This window comes from Paraburkholderia solisilvae (genome assembly GCF_902859875.1).
GTDB lineage: Bacteria > Pseudomonadota > Gammaproteobacteria > Burkholderiales > Burkholderiaceae > Paraburkholderia > Paraburkholderia solisilvae.
The window spans coordinates 28791-46078 of the sequence record NZ_CADIKF010000038.1 but is presented as its reverse complement, the minus strand read 5'-3'; the positions used below and the strand labels follow the sequence as shown (position 1 = coordinate 46078).

13 protein-coding genes are annotated in these 17288 nt (G+C 61.6%); 8 read left to right on the top strand and 5 right to left on the bottom strand.

The genetic code is table 11. The features are described 5' to 3' along the window. The first annotated feature begins 6 nt into the window (after positions 1-6). From HV675_RS21865 to HV675_RS21850, 4 genes are all read left to right on the top strand, one after another. A complete protein-coding gene (locus HV675_RS21865) occupies positions 7-1215 on the top strand; it encodes a hypothetical protein (protein ID WP_175113182.1) in 1209 nt (402 codons plus the stop codon). Between the two features lie 117 nt (positions 1216-1332). Continuing rightward, the gene (locus HV675_RS21860; protein ID WP_175113181.1) at positions 1333-1476 is read left to right on the top strand and encodes a SymE family type I addiction module toxin; all 144 of its coding nucleotides are present in this window, start codon (positions 1333-1335) and stop codon (positions 1474-1476) included. 718 nt (positions 1477-2194) lie between these two features. Then, positions 2195-2800 (top strand): DUF1007 family protein, encoded by a 606-nt coding sequence (locus tag HV675_RS21855; RefSeq protein WP_175113180.1) that lies wholly within the window; start codon positions 2195-2197, stop codon positions 2798-2800. Continuing rightward, a complete protein-coding gene (locus tag HV675_RS21850; protein ID WP_175113179.1) occupies positions 2794-3912 on the top strand; it encodes a nickel/cobalt transporter in 1119 nt (372 codons plus the stop codon). The genes HV675_RS21855 and HV675_RS21850 overlap by 7 nt, the downstream gene beginning before the upstream one ends. Before the next feature lie 194 nt (positions 3913-4106). Here the strand turns inward: HV675_RS21850 and HV675_RS21845 are convergent, their stop codons facing one another. From HV675_RS21845 to HV675_RS21835, 3 genes are all read right to left on the bottom strand, one after another. After that, positions 4107-6305 (bottom strand): xanthine dehydrogenase family protein molybdopterin-binding subunit, encoded by a 2199-nt coding sequence (locus HV675_RS21845; RefSeq protein ID WP_175113178.1) that lies wholly within the window; start codon positions 6303-6305, stop codon positions 4107-4109. 3 nt (positions 6306-6308) lie between these two features. Beyond that, complete coding sequence (locus HV675_RS21840) at positions 6309-6770, bottom strand: (2Fe-2S)-binding protein (protein WP_175113206.1); 462 nt, start codon at positions 6768-6770, stop codon at positions 6309-6311. Positions 6771-7259: 489 nt separating this feature from the next. Then, positions 7260-8285 carry an alpha/beta hydrolase gene (locus HV675_RS21835; RefSeq protein WP_175113177.1) on the bottom strand — a complete coding sequence of 342 codons (1026 nt, stop codon included), beginning with the start codon at positions 8283-8285 and terminating at the stop codon, positions 7260-7262. Between the two features lie 662 nt (positions 8286-8947). On the opposite strand from HV675_RS21835, the gene HV675_RS33000 reads away from it, so the two are divergent. From HV675_RS33000 to HV675_RS21815, 4 genes are all read left to right on the top strand, one after another. Further along, positions 8948-9355 carry a GFA family protein gene (locus HV675_RS33000; RefSeq protein WP_175113176.1) on the top strand — a complete coding sequence of 136 codons (408 nt, stop codon included), beginning with the start codon at positions 8948-8950 and terminating at the stop codon, positions 9353-9355. A 102-nt stretch (positions 9356-9457) separates the two neighbouring features. Further along, positions 9458-9769: a DUF4148 domain-containing protein gene (locus tag HV675_RS21825; RefSeq protein WP_175113175.1), complete on the top strand. Its 312-nt coding sequence runs from the start codon at positions 9458-9460 to the stop codon at positions 9767-9769. A gap of 437 nt (positions 9770-10206) precedes the next feature. Further along, positions 10207-11967 carry a SulP family inorganic anion transporter gene (locus HV675_RS21820; RefSeq protein WP_175113174.1) on the top strand — a complete coding sequence of 587 codons (1761 nt, stop codon included), beginning with the start codon at positions 10207-10209 and terminating at the stop codon, positions 11965-11967. A gap of 87 nt (positions 11968-12054) precedes the next feature. Next, positions 12055-13416 carry a DUF2252 domain-containing protein gene (locus HV675_RS21815; protein ID WP_175113205.1) on the top strand — a complete coding sequence of 454 codons (1362 nt, stop codon included), beginning with the start codon at positions 12055-12057 and terminating at the stop codon, positions 13414-13416. Positions 13417-13953: 537 nt separating this feature from the next. Here the strand turns inward: HV675_RS21815 and HV675_RS21810 are convergent. Then, positions 13954-15909, bottom strand: a complete 1956-nt coding sequence (locus tag HV675_RS21810; protein ID WP_175113173.1) for an Ig-like domain-containing protein — start codon at positions 15907-15909, stop codon at positions 13954-13956. 474 nt (positions 15910-16383) lie between these two features. Further along, the gene (locus HV675_RS21805) at positions 16384-17268 is read right to left on the bottom strand and encodes a LysR family transcriptional regulator (protein WP_175113172.1); all 885 of its coding nucleotides are present in this window, start codon (positions 17266-17268) and stop codon (positions 16384-16386) included. Between the last annotated feature and the right edge of the window lie 20 nt (positions 17269-17288).

The following is a 17288-nucleotide window of genomic DNA, read 5'->3' as shown; positions in this document are numbered from 1 at the left end:
ACCATCATGACCAGGACCACGGCTTCGAAGGACGCGGGCATTGACCTGCTTGATCGGCTGTTTTGCAACCAGATTCTTGTCTATCTCGTCTTTGGTTCGGAAGAGCGCGGCTGGCTCCAACGTCTCGCCACGCGAGTCCAGGACGCGGTGGCTGCGACGGGCGCGACCGGGTTGCGCGCGCAGCGATTGCAACACTGGACGCTCTGCCTTCTGGAGATTTTTCTGGCCGGTGAGCTCTTCGATCTTGCGAAGAGCGTTCAGTTCGAACCGCCGCCTCTGCCAGCGAGCCTTGATCGCGAGACTGTCGACGACATCCGGGCGTTTCAACGCCGCTACTTCGCCGCATTTGCGTTAGCGGTTGCCGATGAGATGGGAGACCCACGAGACAAAGGCGTCCCGCTGGAAGTCGCTTGCGAACTGGCAGAGGAGTTTCGCGACGCGCCCTGTGCGATTCGACATCGTCTCGTCGAACGCGTCCTGGCTATCCAGTTCCAGGACGCACCAATCGACGTATTCGCGTGGCTGGCGGAGACGGGCGTCGTGCCGTCCGCCAAATTTCGCCAGCCAGGCGCGCCGGCCGTGCTCGCTGAGGCGATAGCGGTCCGCGCCGCGTCGCTATGCGAATTCGAAATGCTCCGGTCGTACATCGCCGGAAGCACCCGGCTCGGACGCTATGACGGCGGGTGGGCCAAGGCGCTCCTGACCCAGCTGCCAGATCACCTCTCAAATGAATCGAAGGAACGCTTGCTGGAGGTGATGCAGGCAGAGGAGCGGCGACTATGCTCGATCACGCTGAAAGACCGCTTTACTGTTTTCATGGAGCCGCGGTGGCGAGAGAAGGGCTATGTGACGATGTTCTTCGCCAGGTGCCATTCGATGACGCCCTACGTTCGTGCGGCCCTGGAAAAGCAGTCCACCGCGTTGACCGACATTGGGGCAGCCATGATCGCAATCCGGAAGGCGCAGAATCCGGATAAGGCGATCTACGCGGCAGAGGGCATGCAGGAGACCATCGCCGACGACGTTTGCACCGAATTGCGCATGCGCGGACTCGAGGTCAACGCGAGGACGCTATATCGGCATTTCAGCACGAGCCTTCGAGATCATGTGGAAAACTTGCAGGGTTACTACAGGTTGCTTGGAAGATTGAATACTGTGTTGCCCGCTGAGTATGGAGATATCTACCACTACTATCAGGTCGGCCTCACGCTTTAGATTCAGGCCTTGTGGCGCAAATAAATCGGATCGCTAACTAATTCTAATACGAGGCCGATGCAAGGTGGAACGGGAGCCTTGCGAGCAAGCAGGACGGGGAGAACCGGCGACTATCCCATGACGTGGTCGAACAACGAGGATTACCGGCCTGTGCGCTGGATTCGTCTTGCGGGGCGATGGCTGAAGAAGGCGGGCTTCAACATGCCGAGCCGCATTCGTGTGGAAGTTCAGGAGGGCAAACTCGTCATCACGCATGCGTGATCAGGAGACGCGAGAACCGGAGATCGACCTTCTCCGGTTCCCGGCAAAACGGCGCAACAACTGCGAAGCGCTTCACGCGGAATTAGAGTGCCCGCTTGACGGCATTCGCAGAGTTGGTGATGTCGGTACCGGCACCCGCGACCGTGTTGCAGCCGGTCAATGCGATCAGGCCAGCCGCCAACAACGACAATGCTACAAAGCGCTTAAACATGCTTACCACCCTCCACCTTTTCTATTACACGATCACCGGAAGTCTCCGGCAGCACGAGAAAAAAAGACCCTTGGCTTTCGCCGTAGGGCCTTGATCATTCCGGGCAATTCAGATCACCCAGCATCCTTTCAAATTCTGGCGCGCCCGGCCGGGACCCCAGCCCGCGATCCCTGCCTTCGGGAGCCGCCCCTGAGTGTATGGGTTAGGGATTCAACCTATAAAATCAAAGACTTACGCTATCCCGAATTTCCGTATCTTACCGCGATTTGACGCTCAAAGTGCAAAATTTGCTGTAGCGGAAAAAAGTCCGCATGCGGTGACGGCCTTGTCGGGCGTGCCGAACGGCTCAGTAAACTTTTTGGGCTTTACGATGGGCCGCGGCGCGGCATCTTAACGACACGTTGCTCGACCCAAACGTTTGCGCGCAGATCGACACACATTTGCGGTTGATGAAGCGTACTTCGGGCTGGCACACTCACGCATCCTGTTGTCGGGGTTGCCTGCACGATGTCTTTTTCCCGCTTCATTTCTCTGCTCGGACGACTTGCGCCGCTCGTCGGATGTGTCGCGTGCAGCGAGGTGTCGGCGCATCCGCACGTGTGGATCAAATACACCGCGCGGGTGGAAATGCAGGGTACGTCGATATCGGCGATTGCGGAAACGTGGCGGTTTTCGGAAGGCTTTCCGGTTCAGCTCGCAGGTATCGATTCGTTGCCGGACAACGGAACGGTCGACGCCAAACAGACGGCTTTATTCAAGAAGCAAGCGTTTTCATCGCTCGCGGGCCTGCAGTATTTCAATCATCTTTTCGTCGATGGCGAGCCGCAACCGTTTCGTGACCCGACTGATTTCCGGGTATCGGTCGATCACGGCAAGATCGTCTACACGTTCACGCTCAAACTCGCAAAGCCAGTGCAGGTGACAAAGCATCAGGTCGCACTCGGCATCTGGGACGATTCGTACTTTGTCGACTACGAAACCGAACCTGCACAAACCGCGGTCAGCATCGGTGGCCATGCGGCAGCCGCGTGCACGATGAAATCGTTCGCCGATCGCGACCATCCGATTTTCGGCGGATTCGTTATTCCACAAGCGACGGCAATATCATGCTGAGACATGTTTGCCGTGTGACGCTTGTCGTGTTCGGATTGCTGGCAGTGGTAATGGCGCTTGCATTTGCTGCGCCGGCGACTGCGGCCCAGCAGGCAATCGATGTGTTCGGGCGTCCCGTGCAGTCTTCACATGCGGCGACTGCATCGTCGGGCACTTCAATGTCTCAAGCTGTGACGGTGACTCCCGCGGCGAGGTCGCCGTTGGTTTCGCTACCGGAGCCGATTCGTGTCGTGATTGCCACAGGCATCGTTTGGCAGGGCGTGTTGAATGCGCGGATCGCCGATGCGGCAGAGCGCTTGCGTCGGGATGCATCGCCGAAGACCTGGTTTGCGTTGTTGCTGATGTCTTTCGCGTACGGCGTATTGCATGCCATCGGGCCTGGACACGGCAAGCTCGTGACTGGCGCCTATCTCGGCTCCCGCAAGGCACGGCCGGTTCACGCGATAGCCTTGTGCGGATGGACTGCAACTGTGCAAGCACTCAGCGCCATCGTGCTCGTGTTCGGCATGACGTGGTTTGCGAAAACGGGTATGGCGGGCGTGCTCACGCAGGCGGAGGCACTTGAAGTCGTCAGCTATGCGGCATTGTGCGTCGCGGGTGCGTGGACGCTTTACACCTACGTCGCGCGGCGCGATTGCTGCTTCGATCCGTCGGTGCTGAAACTGGTGCCTAAGAGCCGCCGCATGCGCTCGCTGATTGCCGCGTCACCGGACGGTGGATCGTATCTCGGCGCACAACTGGCGCTGCGTGGCTCGACTCGCAAATTCACACCCTCTGGCACGTCGATGTTTTCGCAAATGATCGCGACGGGCTTCGCAGCGGGTGTACGGCCATGCGTTGGCGCTATCTTTGTACTGATCGGATCGATCGCGGCGCGTGTGCCGTCTATCGGCATTGCCGCGACATTTGCAATGGCGGCCGGCGTTGCGGTGACGGTGACGCTTGTCGGGCTCGGCGCCGTTCATACGAATCGACTACTGACGAAAGGCGCGAATCATGTGCGCAATGCGCAGCGCTGGATTGCAGCGTGCGGCGCGTTGCTCATTGTGTTGTTTGGGGCAGTGCAGATTTCGCTGCTGCTGTGCGGGTATATCCAACCATCGTTGACTTGAGCGATGGATCGTACTTGAAGGTCGGCAAAGGGCACTTTAGCTCGTCAAGAATTCCAGAGAGTTGCCGCTCTTGCTCTCCGCCAGGCGCCACCCCCACGTTTGCAACGTCACGCATCAAAAGGGTTGATGCATACGAAAGCGGATCAGGTTCTCCGTACTCCGGAACCTGATCCGCCAAAACACGCAACACCGCGTCAGGCAGTCTTCTCCACAGCAAACGGCAGCGAATACGACCGCTTGCCCGTCGCTGCAAAAATCGCATTGGCGACTGCCGGCCCGACCGGAGCGACGCCCGGTTCGCCGATACCGGTGGGCGCCTCGGCAGACTGCACGATATGTACTTCGACCTTCGGCATTTCGCTCATGCGCAGCACCTGGTAGCCGTCGAAGTTGTTCTGCTCGACGCGCCCGTCCTTCAGCGTAATCGCGCCGTACAGCGCGGCGCCGAGGCCGTAGCCGATGCCGCCTTCGATCTGCGCGGCGATCACGTCCGGGTTGATCGGAATGCCGCAGTCTACCGCGCACACCACGCGGTCGACCTTGACCTTGCCGTCCTTGTCTACCGACACTTCGGCCACCTGCGCGACGAAAGTGTGGAACGCCTCGGCGACCGCGATGCCGCGCCCCTTGCCCGGCGGCAGCGGCGTGTCGCTCCAGCCCGCTTTGGCTGCCGCCAGATCCAGCACGCCGCGCACACGCGGCTGGTTGGCGAGCAGATTGCGCCGGAACGCGTACGGGTCCTGACCTGCCGCATGCGCCGCTTCGTCGATGAATGCCTCGACGGCATACGCGGTATGCGAGCTGCCGACCACCCGCCACCACAGCACCGGCACGCCGGTGCGCGTGGTCGCGAGCTCGACCGACAGGTTCGGAATCGCGTACGCGATGTTCGCTGCGCCTTCCACCGAGGTCGAATCGATACCGTTCTTCGCAAGACCGGAGAACGGTGTGTCCGCAACGATCGACTGCCCGACGATGCGGTGCTGCCATCCCACCAGTCGTCCATCGTTGGTCAGCCCGGCTTCGAGTTTGTGAAAGTAGATCGGCCGGTACAGGCCGCCGTGAATGTCGCATTCACGCGTCCATTGCAGCTTGAGCGGCGTGCCGTTCGCGCCCAGCGCCTTGGCGATCGACACCGCTTCGACGATATAGTCCGAGCCCGGATTGGCACGCCGGCCGAAACTGCCGCCCGCATAGAGCGTATGGATCTTCACCTGCTGCGGCTCGAGCCCCGCGGTGCGCGCGGCGTTGGCCTGGTCGACGGTCTGGAACTGGTCGCCGGCCCAGATTTCGCAGCTGTCGGCGCTCAGCTTGACGACTGCGTCGAGCGGCTCCATCGGCGCATGCGCGAGGTATGGAAATTCATAGCTCGCGGAAATCCTGCGCGGCGCACCGGCAATCGCCTTGGCCGCGTCGCCTTCGGTGCGCGCCGGCAGGCCCGGCTGCTCGGCGAGCTTGCGGTACTCGGCCATGATGGCCGCCGAGCTGCGCTTTTCCGCGTGCGTGTCGTCCCATTCCACTTTCAGCGCATCGCGGCCCTGCTTCGCGGCCCAGAAGCTCTTCGCCACTACCGCAACGCCGCGCGGCACTTGCACGACCTCGACGACGCCGGGCACCGCCTTCGTCGCGGTCGCGTCGAACGACCTGACGGTGCCGCCGAACTGCGGCGGGCGCTGCACCAGCGCGACCAGCATGCCGGGGAACGTCACGTCGATCGTGAACTGCGCGGTGCCGTTGGTTTTCGGCGGCACGTCGACGCGCGGCACGCGGGTGCCGACCAGCCTGAAGTTTTTCGGGTCCTTCAGCGTGACCTTGTCCGGCACCGGCAGCGTGGACGCCTGCGCGACCAGCGAACCGTAGCTCGCATGCCGGCCGCTCGCGTCGTGATACACGACGCCGCGCTCGGTACGCAACGACGCAGCCGGCACCTGCCATTGCTGCGCGGCGGCCGATACCAGCATCGCGCGGCCCTTCGCGCCGGCCTCGCGCAACTGCATCCACGAATTGGCCATCGCCGAGCTGCCGCCGGTGCCCTGAATCTTGCCGAACGCGAGGTTCGCGTAGCGGGTCGCGTCGGCGGGCGCGCTTTCGACGCGTACGTTGGACCAGTCGGCATCGAGTTCTTCGGCGACGATCGTCGCAATGCCGGTGTACGCGCCCTGGCCCATCTCGACGTGCTTCGCGATGACGGTCACGCTGTTATCGGCGCCGATGCGCAGGAACGCGTTGGGCGCGAAGGTACTGCTGCCGGCCGGTGCTTCGGCCGCAAGCGCGCGCCTGTCGAGGCCGCCCCATTCGAAGCCGATGGTCAGTGCAAGCGCGGCGGCGGTGCCGACGCCTTTCAGGAAGGTGCGCCGTGCGGGGCGCTGTACATCCGCGATATCGGTCGTCATCGTTCACCCCTGCATCGATTCGGCAGCGGTGTGGATCGCGGCGCGAATGCGCGTGTAGGTCGCACAGCGGCAGATGTTGCCGCTCATCGCGGCGTCGATGTCCGCGTCGGTAGGCGCGGGATTTTGCGTGAGCAGAGCGGTTGCCGACATCACCTGGCCGGACTGGCAGTAACCGCACTGCGGCACCTGGTGCTTGACCCATGCGGTCTGGATGGCTTGCGCCTGTTTGCTGTGCAGCCCTTCGATGGTCGTGATGTTGCGGCCGGCCACTGCCGACAGCGGCATCATGCACGAGCGGATCGGCTGGCCTTCGAGATGCACCGTGCAGGCGCCGCATTGCGCCATGCCGCAGCCGAACTTCGTGCCGTGCAGGCCAACAACCTCGCGAATCGCCCATAACAGCGGCATGTTGGGGTCGGCGTCCAGCGTGGTGGACTTGCCGTTGAGTATCAAGGTGGTCGACATCGACTGCTCCGTGGAGAGGATGATGTGTGGTTGTTCGATTTGCGCAGGCGTGGCACGCGGCTGGACAGTTGCCGGCGGCGGCAGGTGTTCCGCGTGGCCGGATGCGCAAGACATTGCCGGGCGTTCGGTTGGTGTCCGGGTTGTGGTGTCTGGCAGCGAGGCCGGACGCAGCAACGGCAACGTGTCAGAGTTTCGCCGAAAGAGCGCGCACAGGTTTGTTCGAAACTCTGAAAGTTTTGCCTAATCCTGTTTGACTATCTGGTCAGCATGGTGAATGTCGACCGAAGCGTATGGTGCGGAATGCCAAATGCATTCGAAGACGGCGTTGACCGGGAGGCCAGCGCGCGCGGCGGCAGAATGACAGGTTCTTTCATTCGAACACGGCAACCGCGGTGCGGTTCGAGAGGGCGAGCTTTTTTATTCCTGGGTATGAGGTGGTCGCGGCTACCGACCCGTTAGGGACACCGCACGTTCTTAACAACCAACGCACTACAGCGTCTGACTGGGCGCCTGGTCGGGCATCGCGAGCGCTTGACGAAGAGCCGCTGCAACCTGGTCGATGAGGACTCTCCCCGCATCGATCACACCTGCTAGCGTTGCCAGTCCATGGATCATGCCCGGCCAGCAGGTGTGGTCGACCTGCACGTTTGCCGCTTTCAATTTGTCTGCGTACGCATCTCCTTCATCGCGCAGCGGATCATGATCGGCCGTGACGATCAGAGCCGGTGCCACCCCGGCAAGATCGGTCGCGAACAACGGCGACACCTTTGGGTCCGTACGGCAAATCTCTTTCGGCAGATAGGCGTCGTACAGTTCGAGCGTCCGGCTATGGGAAACGACGTACTCGCCGGTTCCCAATTCCTTCCATGAATCGCTCGATGCGGTGGTATCGAGAACCGGACAGAGCAACACCTGAAGCCGCAAATGAATGCCACATTCAGCCGCTCTTTGCGCAACCCAGGCAGCCAGAAGGCCCCCCGCGCCATCCCCGCCGACAGCGAGGCGCGTAGGGTCCGCTCCGATCTCGGACGCGTGGTTCACGACCCAGTTCAGCGCAGTCAGTGCGTCATCATTCGCAGCGGGGTATGGGTGCTCGGGGGCGAGGCGATAGCCTACGGATAGGACAAGGCAGCCCGCGCGATTGGCGATTGCGCGAAGGAGCGTGTCGTGACCATCGAGATCTCCCGAGACAAAGGCGCCACCGTGGTAATAGACGAATACCGGTACGGATTCACGCAAAGGCGCTGTGGTTTTCGAAACATACAGGCGAACAGGAATGTTTCCGGCGGCCCCTGGTAAGTCGAAGTCATTGGTTAGCCATACCGGTTCGAACGGCATCCCGAGCGCACCGTACATCATGAGGAGTTCCGGCGTTACGCTCGCTCCGCGCGGCGACGAAGGGTGCCGGGGCGTATTCGCTTTAAACTGTTCCAGGAGGGCTTCGACCTGGGGATCGAGCTTGCGCATTGCAGGCACGCCAAGGTGGAAAGACGCTCGATTTTTCATCTGACACATGACCCTTCTGTTTCGCGAGACGGCTGCCTGAATTCTGCACTATTAAATGAAAGGATATCCCCGTTGATGTGAAAATATCAACGTATATTTAACCAGTGTCAACGCGTCACGTATCGCGCTGCCTGAATTTCCGGCGCCAACTCTCACCGCCTCCTGAGGCTTGCGGCGCGGGGCTTTTTTTCGGTGCCAGGAAGCAAGCCCGCTCGTTCGAGCCAACCCGTCAATTGATTCACGGGCATCAAAGCGAACCTACCGGCAACAACAGCAACCGTCGAAGACCGAAGCCGTCTCGCACAACCCTGGGGCGTGCGCTATACGGCGCGGCGGACGGTTTGCAACGCGCTTCAATTGTGCGCTCATTGATGAGGGCCGCGTGAAGAGACGCGTGACAGAACAGTCCGCGTTCGGTGACCTGAAGCAGGCCGTTCGGTCGCAATTCGGCTGCGGATTCAACCGGTGCATGCGTCGGGTTTATATCGACCCGAAGCGGGCGGTCGAGCTTGCCTTAACCGGACGTTCGCGAGTGTGAAACCCGCCATTTGCCTTGTGATGTCGGCGGCGTTACACTGCGCGCGCAAAGGGGCGTGCCAGGTAACAAGCTTCCAGCGGGCATCTGTCGGATGCCGGTGAAAACAGGTTAGGCGGCAGGAGGAAACAGCCACATGACTGCTCCATTTTCCGGTGGGTGTGCATGCGGATCGGTCCGCTATGTCTGCTCGCGCGCGCCGGTTGCGACGCTAAACTGCCACTGCCTGGACTGCCAGCGCTCAAGTGGTGGTCCTTTTGCTTCCGGCTTCATCGTGCGGGTGTCGGACGTGACGATCACCGGTACGCCGAAGACGTACTCGGTTCGCGCGGGCAGCGGCAGGCTCTCGACGCGCAGCTTCTGTTCCGATTGCGGCTCTCCTCTGTTTACGCATAGCGAGACTGCTCCAGAAGTGATGTCCATTCGTTTCCCTACGCTGGATAATGCGTCAGAGTTTCAGCCGATGCTGGACATCTGGACATCGAGTGCGCAACCATGGGTTTGCCTGAGCCAGGCAATTCCTCAGTATCCTCAGTTGCCCTAGTTCATTCGTCCGCGATCGCGCGACTGTCCGTTTCGCGGACTTTGCGACTGGCCGCCGCGCCTCAGTGCTCAGCATGCGTCGATCACCCAAAGGAGACGTGACATGAAGAACTCACTGACCGCGTTGCCGATGCTTGTCGGGTTGGCATTCTCGCTCGCTGGCTGCGCCGCAGGCGGAACGACCGCGCCAGAAGGCAGCCCGCATCTGAGCGCAACGCAATGCAGCGACCTCGCTGCGCTTAAGAACAACGGGGGCGCGACACCCGAGCGCAACCGGAGCGAATTGGCCGCCCTGAGGGCAGCGGGTTACGACCCGCTTCGGTTCGATCCGTACTATCCGAATAACCTGGAGGCTGCGCAGCGTCAGGTGGATCGTTGGTACCAGCAGGAATGCCCGCAGGCGCAGCCCCGTTAAGGCCGCACCCCACCGGCTCACTGACCTGTTCCCGGTTGACCTGCAGCCGATACATGACGTTCTGGATGAATGGGATAAACGGAGTGGACGTGTGCGATTGTCCCTGTCCGCCAGTGTTCCCCGCGCATTTTTGATGCGGGCTGACTCCCGGCCGGCATGCCGGCTGGGTTCGTAGAAGGCGGGTTTGCCATGATGGCTTTTGGCGTGCTGCTGACGAAAGCTATCATCGCATTGGGGGGCTAAGCGTGACGCACACGTCAAGCACGGATTCGCCGGCAGCAACGAATCGCAATCCGAAGCATTCCGAAATCCGTGTTCATCGTCGGTCCGCGGGCTACACTTGATTTGTAGAACCCGGTCGGTGGTGAAGCGCCATGACTGAATTCTACGTTTGCCCCAATTCCGTGCTGAACCAGCTGAAGGAAAGGAGGCGCTCGATGATCGAAGAACCTCGTCTTGCCGGCGAAGTATCGAGCATGGCTCCCGTTACCGGCTGGCGCGCAGTCTTTCCACCCGCACAGTGGCTGTCCGCCTACCGACCTCATTGGCTGGCGCGCGATGCGGTCGCCGGGGTGACCCTCGCAGCCTACGGAATACCGGTGTCGCTCGCCTATGCGACGCTCGCAGGCTTGCCGCCGCAGTACGGCATCTACTGTTACCTGGCGGGCGGCCTCGCCTACGCGCTATTCGGATCTTCGCGTCAACTCGCAATAGGCCCTACCTCGGCAATCTCGATGCTTGTCGGCGTGACCGTCGCCGGCATGGCTGGAGGCGATCCCGTACGGTTTGTCTCCATTGCGGCACTCACTGCGATTCTGATCGCGGTGATGTGCGTGCTCGCGTGGATTCTGCGGCTCAGTTCGCTGGTCAACTTTATCAGCGAAACCATTTTGCTCGGATTCAAGGCAGGCGCCGCGCTCACGATCGCATTGACGCAACTACCCAAGCTGTTTGGGGTGAAGGGAGGCGGCGAACAATTCTTCGAGCGCATTGTCGTGCTGGCGGGTCAACTTCCCGACACCAACTGGACGGTGCTCGCATTCGGCGTCGCGACGTTAATCCTGCTGCTGGCAGGGGAGAAATTCCTGCCGGGACGACCGGTCGCGTTACTGGTCGTCGTGGCGTCCATCATCCTGCTATCGGTTACGCCGTTGGGTACGCTAGGCTTCACGGTTGTCGGCGCATTGCCGAGCGGCTTGCCCGAGTTCAATCTGCCCGCGCTTCGAGTACGCGAGGTGGACGGCATCATCCCGCTGGCGTTCGCGTGTCTGCTGTTGTCCTATGTGGAGAGCGTTTCCGCCGCACGTGCGATTGCGCGGGCAAACGGCTACGAAATCGACCCTCGTCAGGAACTGCTCGCGCTGGGCGCGGCCAATATGGCCGCAGGACTCTTTCAGGGCTACCCGGTTGCGGGCGGCCTGTCGCAGTCCTCGGTCAATAACAAAGCCGGTGCAAAAACGCCGCTCGCACTGGCGTTCGCGTCGATCACGATTGCGCTTTGCCTGATGTTCCTGACCGGCCTGCTGACCAACCTGCCCAATGTCGTGCTCGCCGCGATCGTACTGGTCGCGGTCAAGGGCTTGATCGACATCCGCGAGTTGCGTCATGTGTGGCGAGTCAGTCGCTACGAGTTCGTCGTGTCGATGGTTGCTCTCGCCGCCGTTCTGCTGCTCGGTATTCTCAAAGGCGTGATCGTGGCGGTGCTGGTCTCGGTGTTATTGCTGATCAGGCATGCTGCGCACCCGCATGTGGCCATTCTCGGCCGCATTCCAGGCACACATCGCTACTCGGACATTGGACGCCACCCCGATAACGAGGCGGTGCCGGGCGTACTGATCTTCCGCGTCGAAGCGTCGCTGCTTTACTTCAACGCCGAACATGTGCGCGCGACCGTGTGGGCCAGAATCCGCGCGGACGCCGCCCCCGTCAAGCTGCTGATATGCGATCTGTCCACTTCGCCGGTGGTCGACCTGGCCGGTGCGCGCATGCTGTTAGCGTTGGAATCCGCGCTAGCGGCGGCCGGCATGCGGCTGCGGATCGTCGGCGCGCACGCGGAGGCGCGAGACATTCTGCGCGCCGAAGGACTCGAAGAACACGTCGGCCACCTGAGCCGTCGCACTGTCGTGGATGACGTGCTCGACGAGTTCCTGCGCGACACCGGTATCGACCACGCGCCGGTTACCGGGCGCGGCCCATGAGGATTTACCCAGCCAAGGGGAGCGTACGTGAACAAGACTGTTCCTGGACGACGGATCCGTGCAGCGCATCAGGCAAAGACCGCCTGGCTGACCGTAGATGAACGTGCAGCTCAAGGGCGTGCGTTGCGCGACGCGGTGCCGCGCGTATCGCATGCGGGATGGCGGCCGGCGAGCGGTCGCCGCGACCCCGTGGAGCTTCTTGGCGAATCCAACGAAGGCCGGATACCCGAGCTGGTGCCGATCCGCTTCGGACGGATGTCCGCGTCGCCTTTCGCGTTCTACCGGGGGTCTGCCGCGTTGATGGCCGCCGACCTCGCCACGACCCCGACGAGCGGAATTCGCGTGCAGGCGTGCGGCGATGCCCACCTGATGAACTTCGGCGGCTTCGCGACACCCGAGCGCAACGTGATCTTCGATATCAACGATCTCGACGAAACGCTGCCCGCGCCTTTTGAATGGGATCTGAAGCGACTTGCCGCAAGCGTGGTGATTGCTGCACAGCACCTGGAACTCCCCGACAGCGACGCCGCCCGTGTGGTTACCGATCTGGTGCGCGAATATCGTGAGCGGATGCACAACTACGCCGCCATGCGGGCGCTGGATGTCTGGTACGACAGAATCGACCTGCAGAAGTATCAGGACCGGGCGGCCGATCCCGCCATCGTGTCCGCAATACGCAAGCGAATCGCGGAGCGCATCGAGATGGAGAGGCGGAAGTCCGTGCCTGACCATTTGTATCCGAAGCTGGTTTCGCATGAAGGCGTGATGCCGAGGATCAAGGACGAGCCGCCGCTGATCTTCCATCCGACCGCGGAGCAGGCGCCCGGCCTCGAGTCGGGATATGCAGCGGCGATCGCATCGTATCGGGACAGCCTGCCCGAGCATATCCGGATTCTGTTCGACCGGTTTCACTTCGTCGATATGGCGGTTAAGGTCGTCGGCGTAGGCAGCGTCGGGACGATGTGCGCGGTATGCCTGTTCATGGCGGCGGACAACGACCCGCTGTTTCTGCAGGTAAAAGAAGCGCGCGCCTCGGTGCTCGATCCCTATGCCGGAAAGAGCGTGCATGCCAATCATGGCCAGCGCGTGATTGCCGGACAGCGTGCGATGCAGGCGGCGAGCGATCTGTTCCTTGGGTGGACGCGCGGGATGAACGGTCGCGATTTCTATGTGCGGCAGCTTCGCGATATGAAGTTGTCGGCGATTATCGAGGACTGGGACACAGCGATCCTGCGGCAATACGCGCGGATGTGCGCACACGCGCTGTGCCGCGCGCATGCCCGCTCGGGCGATGCCGCGATGATTGCGGGCTATATGGGCGCCGGGCGAACCTTCGACGATGCGATCTGCGAATTTGCCACCGAATACAGCTCCCAGAATCGCAGCGATTACCGGGCGTTCGTCCGCGCAATCCGGGAAGGGCGGATCAACGCGCAGATCGAGGATTAGGTTTTGCCGTTGCGTGTTCTGTTGGAGTTGCGAAACGTGTTGAGCGCGTCTCGCATTCTGTGTGGATGCCCCTCTGAATGAACGGCGGATCAATATGGCTTGGTTGCGGGCGTGGGGCGCTTCTGGCCGGATAGCGCTTGTCGTGGGATAAGAGTAGGCGACTCAAAGCGGGGGCATCCCCCAGACTCGATAGCACCGATTGCGCGGCGCCTCGCAATGCATAACAACTGGGCGAAAGTATCGCTTTGATACTAGCGACATCGGTTTTCCCAGTGGTGATGCACCCTCACTCTGTGGCATGACCGGTGATGCGAGGCGGCGGAAGCAGGAACGATGGCGCCGAAAGCAACAACGGCGACGGCGAGTGCGAAGACTATTCTTTTCACGGGTGTACGACTCACAAGGTTGGAAGTGAATGCTCAGCGCGTAGCGCATTAGCGGTGCAGGCGTGAGGCGGTAAAACAGAGCGCATGCTGCGTGGTCATCCGCTGGGGTGAGCGCCCGGCCAATACCGGGCACTCACGGGCGGCGATGGCGCTATTGCGCAGGCACGTTGATCACCGTATTGACCATGGTCACTGCGGCGGTCAATGCGATGGCGCGACCATTGAGCGTCGTGATAACGGCGGTAGGAGGCGTCCCGCCCACTGTGGACAAGGTAATCGACGCATTGGATAACATCGTTCCGGTCATCGTCGACCCCGTTCCGATAACCGCACCGGCCGGGACATACCAGAACACGTTCTTCGACTGTGCGCCATTCACGAGCAATACCTGGATCGGCACGGCCGGCGTCGCGGGCCCAGTTACACCAACATTCAAGGTGCCCGTGCTGGCTGCCGTCTGGAACACCCAGACAGCATTGGCGTCGCCGCCTGCGTCCAGCGTCAGACTCGCCGCCGGGCGCCCTGCGCCGCCAATATCAAAGGTACCGGTGGTCGACAGATAAATACCCGGCGGAAGCGTACGGCCAGCCAGTTCATCCGCGCCCGCTCCAGCCCCACCGCAACTCGGACATTGGGCCAGACTCGCCACATTGATGCCGCCGGGCAAGGTGGCAGGCGAAAGCGAATTGAACGCCGTCGTCGCGTCGACGCTCGCCTGCGTCACCGCAAGTCCAGCGACAGAACCCGGAGGCGCGGTCAGTGTGAACACAAGGCCCGTGACCAGTCCGTTGTTGTTTGGCGTAACCGTATAGACGTTATTGCCTGAATCATGCAGTCCCGTTATCGACGTAGAAGCGGCATTCACACCGAGATCGCCGTTGATGATGGTATTCAGGCCGGCGTTGGTGACTGATGCATTGCCGCCGAACGAACCGAAGGGCTGTGCAGCGCCCAGGGCCGGTGCTGCGGCGCATAGCGACGAATTGGTCGTGAACGTCGTCACCGAAGCAGAGGGGAGCGCATTGCCCGCGAGGTCCTTGACGCCGGGCGTAATCGTGGCCGTGTAGCTCGTGTTGGCCGCGAGCGGGCTGAGTGGTGTAAAGGTCGCTACCCTGCTCGGGACATCGTAGGCAACGGTGCCCGGCAACAGTGTTGCCGACGCGCTGGATGCCGCCACCGTGAAGGTGGCCGCGGTGATGGTCGACGGGTCCATTGCCTCGCTAAAGGTGACGTTGACCGACTTGTTGGTGCACACGCCGCCTGCGGCGTTGGCCGGGTTGGTTGACACGATCGACGGAGGCGTCGTGTCCGCGCTGCTCCCCGTGTTGAACGTCCACGTAAAGTTGGCGCTCAATGCATTGCCGGAAAGGTCTTTTGCTGCGTTGGTAATCGTCGCGTTATACGCTGTTCCCGCGTTGAGGAGCGCGGGCGTGGTCGGGGTGAAGATCGCGCTTCGTGCGCCTGCCGCATAAGAGACGGTGCCTGCTACCTGCGCGCCACTGGCGTCGGTCAACGTAAAGCTGGCCGTCGAGATCGTCGATGGATCCATGTCTTCGCTGAACGTCGCCGCAATGCGGGTGTTCAAAGGCGTATTCGCCGCACCCGCCGCAGGCACGGTGAGCGATACGGTCGGAGGCGTCACTTCCGCGACCGCGCCGGTCGTGAAGGTCCACACAAAATTGTTCAGTAGCGCATTGCCGGATGTGTCCTTCACCGCAGTCGTTATGGTTGCCGTGAGGGCACTATTGACGGGCAGTGACGCGTTTGTGGGCGTGAATATCGCGGCTCTGGAGCCGACGTTGTAGCTCACCGTGCCGGCAATCGCGACGGCGCCCGGACCGCTGACCGTAAAGCTCGACGCGGAAATCGTTGCAGGGCTCATGTCTTTGCTGAAGGTGACGGCGATCTTCGTCGTCGTTCCAACACCTGTGGCGCCAGGCGCTGGCAACGCAGCGCTGACGACAGGTCGGGTTGAATCCTGGCTGGCTCCTGGCGCTGAGCCGGATTGATCACCATGCGAAGAGCCGCCGCAACCTGTTGCCAGCGCCATCAGCAGAACTGACGAAAACCAGAGCAGCGGTTTCGCGAAACGCGATAGATGAGTCATTTCCAACCCCCGTGCGGTGACGACACCGCTTCATGGTCAAGATTTTTCATGGTTCTTTCCTGCATAGTCGGGCCGCGGCACCGCGTATTCGGTGTCGCTTGAAAGTCAGTTTTGGATTGCGGTGTGGCGTTGAAGATGTCCCAATGATCTGGGTAGCCACGCGTTCCAGGAGAATCGGACCGGCTGTGAAGCTTGCCGGGATTGAACAGGTAAGGAATGGGTAGCCAGATATTGGCGACGCAAGGTGCGCGGCCTAAAAGGCGCAATGCAGCGGGGGACGTCAGACATTCGCTCTTCAGAGGCAGGCGCCGCAACTCTTCCGAGGAATTCGAGATCTGTTATACACCGATTTCATCGGAAGTATCGTTTTATTTGATGTTTTGATTGGGCTGCTGTCATTTCACCGCGTCGGGCTTGCAGCGGCTGTTAAGGCCGCCGCCCTCGCGAAAAAACCGAATCGCCAAACGACAACCCCTACGCCACCCGCAAATCCCACAACACATCAAGCACGTATTGCGTAGAACGCTCAACATACCCCGCGCGATGCGCAATGCCGAGCCGACGCCACAACGCCGGGCGCAGCGGACGCATCACAATACGCTCGTCGGGTAACGGCGTAGTGGCCTCATGGGGCAACAGCGCTGCGCCGTAACCCGCCGCTACCAGACTCTTGATCGCGTCGTTGTAGTTGAGCTGAATGCGCGGCGCAGGATGGTGCCCTCCGGTCGCGAACCACTCCGCAGTCAGGCGCGAGAGACGCGTGGTCGCATCATTGAGAATGAGAGGTTGAGCGGCTAACCATTCAGGTGTGACGCGGGCCGGACACCGCCAGTGCGCCGGCACAAAGGCCATCACGGGGTCGCGGCGCCAGGGCTTTATCACGAGTCCAGCCACTGGGGGTTGAGGCAGTGCGATCAGCCCGACATCCAGCGTTCCATCCGCCAGTCGGGACAGCGTTTCCTGCGAAGTGAGTACCGCAACCTGAATGTCGATGGCGGGATGGTGCTGGCGCAACACCTCGAGCGCTTGCGGCAATAGATGCGCAATCACGCCAGTCGACGCACCGAGCCGTACGCGTCCTTCGAGCCCCTGCACCTGACGTTGAATATCGTCTAACGCCTGCTCTGCATCGGCCAGCAGTCGACGCGCGCGCTCCACCAGCACCTCGCCTATCGCCGACGGCCTCACATGTCCGCGCTTTCTTGACAGGAGGGGCGCTCCAATGCGGTCTTCGAGTTCGGCGATGTGGAGGCTGACCGTTGGCGGCGCCAGGTGCAATGCGCGCGCTGCATCCGCAAAAGAGCCGAGGTCGCTGATGGCGACCAGCGTGCGCAAGCGGTCCAGGCTGATCTCTCGCATGTCGGCGTCCAGATTCAGAA

What these genes read in the sequence shown, in the direction of transcription:
- HV675_RS21850 (WP_175113179.1), top strand. Translation starts at nt 2,794, where the DNA reads ATGCTGAGACATGTTTGCCGTGTGACGCTTGTCGTGTTCGGATTGCTG.
- HV675_RS21805 (WP_175113172.1), bottom strand. Translation starts at nt 17,268, where the DNA reads ATGCGAGAGATCAGCCTGGACCGCTTGCGCACGCTGGTCGCCATCAGC.
- HV675_RS21860 (WP_175113181.1), top strand. Translation starts at nt 1,333, where the DNA reads ATGACGTGGTCGAACAACGAGGATTACCGGCCTGTGCGCTGGATTCGT.
- HV675_RS21825 (WP_175113175.1), top strand. Translation starts at nt 9,458, where the DNA reads ATGAAGAACTCACTGACCGCGTTGCCGATGCTTGTCGGGTTGGCATTC.
- HV675_RS21855 (WP_175113180.1), top strand. Translation starts at nt 2,195, where the DNA reads ATGTCTTTTTCCCGCTTCATTTCTCTGCTCGGACGACTTGCGCCGCTC.
- HV675_RS21820 (WP_175113174.1), top strand. Translation starts at nt 10,207, where the DNA reads ATGATCGAAGAACCTCGTCTTGCCGGCGAAGTATCGAGCATGGCTCCC.
- HV675_RS21810 (WP_175113173.1), bottom strand. Translation starts at nt 15,909, where the DNA reads ATGACTCATCTATCGCGTTTCGCGAAACCGCTGCTCTGGTTTTCGTCA.
- HV675_RS21865 (WP_175113182.1), top strand. Translation starts at nt 7, where the DNA reads ATGACCAGGACCACGGCTTCGAAGGACGCGGGCATTGACCTGCTTGAT.
- HV675_RS21840 (WP_175113206.1), bottom strand. Translation starts at nt 6,770, where the DNA reads ATGTCGACCACCTTGATACTCAACGGCAAGTCCACCACGCTGGACGCC.
- HV675_RS21845 (WP_175113178.1), bottom strand. Translation starts at nt 6,305, where the DNA reads ATGACGACCGATATCGCGGATGTACAGCGCCCCGCACGGCGCACCTTC.
- HV675_RS33000 (WP_175113176.1), top strand. Translation starts at nt 8,948, where the DNA reads ATGACTGCTCCATTTTCCGGTGGGTGTGCATGCGGATCGGTCCGCTAT.
- HV675_RS21835 (WP_175113177.1), bottom strand. Translation starts at nt 8,285, where the DNA reads ATGTGTCAGATGAAAAATCGAGCGTCTTTCCACCTTGGCGTGCCTGCA.